The sequence below is a fragment of the Pseudomonas sp. SJZ080 genome, from assembly GCF_007828295.1.
GTDB classification, from domain to species: Bacteria; Pseudomonadota; Gammaproteobacteria; order Pseudomonadales; family Pseudomonadaceae; genus Aquipseudomonas; species Aquipseudomonas migulae_A.
Genome location: NZ_VIUK01000063.1, coordinates 1 through 1,518 on the forward strand (window position 1 = coordinate 1; position 1,518 = coordinate 1,518).

1 protein-coding gene and 1 pseudogene are annotated in these 1,518 nt (G+C 52.4%); one reads left to right on the forward strand and one right to left on the reverse strand.

The window, feature by feature from the left end; translation table 11 throughout:
* Positions 1–82: 82 nt before the first annotated feature.
* Positions 83–592 (reverse strand): annotated as a pseudogene (locus tag FBY04_RS32210) (metallophosphoesterase); the annotation flags it as partial.
* A gap of 174 nt (positions 593–766) precedes the next feature.
* On the opposite strand from FBY04_RS32210, the gene FBY04_RS32215 reads away from it, so the two are divergent.
* Entirely contained in the window at positions 767–1,222 is a 456-nt protein-coding gene (locus FBY04_RS32215) for a helix-turn-helix domain-containing protein (protein ID WP_145319730.1), read from the forward strand.
* Positions 1,223–1,518 lie beyond the last annotated feature (296 nt).

Consider the following 1,518-nt stretch of genomic DNA (forward strand, 5'->3'; position numbering starts at 1 on the left):
CCAGCGCCTGCGGCGCCGCACGCCCGATGTTGAACGGCTTCGATTGCGTAGTCGCGTCAGTGAACTGTTCTCGCAAAGTCGCAGCTCTGCGGGTAACGACCACAGTTTTGCCATCGAATGGCTCATCGAGCTCCTTGGTCAGCCAAGCGAACGACGCGTGATTTCGACTAATGAGGTCGGACGGGCGCAGCCGTCGGTAGCTTTCTCCAGTCCGAATGACTCGAAAATCATTCATCCAATCCCATGCTGTTTGGGTTGCCGCAACCACGTTTCCGGTCGACGAAAAATCAGTCCACGCAGTGGCGCAAAGGAACCGTGTTTGATTCCAAATAAAGGTCTCGTTTTCCAGGACATGGACGTGTGGTAACGCGGCGTCCTTCATCTTGCGCAGCGTTTGATCGATGTGGCCACCGTAGAACTCGTGATTTCCGCAGATGTAAATCACAGGGCCTTTGAACGTTTCATTTGCCCACTTCACCCCTCTAGATCTGACATCAATGTCGCCGGCCAAGACGACCACGTCGTACTCTCCATGCGCCGGTTCGAAGGAAGAGAATTCGTTGTGCAGATCTGAGAGCACATGAAGCTTGATCAATGGCCTGATCTCGATTTACAGCTAAATTGATGGAACGAATAACTGGGTGGGACTGAGCTCTCGCAGAGTCTGAAGCCGCAAACCTGCTGATCGATCCACTCGTATCAATATATAGATTTGAGTGGATCATGGCAAACACGGCATACAACTCTGTTTTGACGGAACGGAAAAATGTCTGTGCGGATTGCATTCGCCACAGCGCTGAAGCTCTTGAGAACAAAGCGCGGCCTCACACAGCATGAATTGAGCAAAAACGTCGCTCAGTCGCATGTGAGCCAAATCGAAAACGAAAAAACCTCCCCTAGCCTTGATGCCATCGTTGAGCTCGCCAGAGTGTTGAATCTCAGCCCTGTTGCGCTCATGGCGCTGGCATGCGCGGCACAAGACGGGCTGAGTGCCGACGAAGTCTTGAAGTTCGCTGAAAAAGATTTGCAGCAGCTCGCCCTGCTGGAGGTATCGATTCCGCTCGAAATTGAGGCTACCCCTCACCCTCGTATTACTGCTGCGGCCCAGGCACGAGAGTCTGTCCAAGAGCTCAAGGAGCAAGGACTTTCGCGAGCTGAAGTCGCAGAGAAGCTCGGGATGGCAAAGACTACGGTTCAGCGTCATTGGAATCGCTCGGACTGAGCTTTCATGAGGCTAGAAAATCCGCCTGTAGCTTGCGCTTGTTGCTGAACAAGCTTTCCGCATTCGTACGGTCGCTTCGATCGGCGTTTCCTATATTTAAAGGTCTTCCCTGCAATCGGTACCGGCTAGCTGAAGTTCAATCCCCCTTCAGAATTAATAACATATTCAATTATGTTGGCGCTGATTGAAAACTGACCCACCGGGGATGCGGACAAAAACTTGGACTGGTTATGCCGCGAAGCCCAGGCTTTCACGATACTCAATGGGACTGAGCGCGCCGAGGGAAATCTTGATTC

Coding starts and splice junctions, on each gene's coding strand:
- FBY04_RS32215 (WP_145319730.1), top strand. CDS start 767: ATGTCTGTGCGGATTGCATTCGCCACAGCGCTGAAGCTCTTGAGAACA.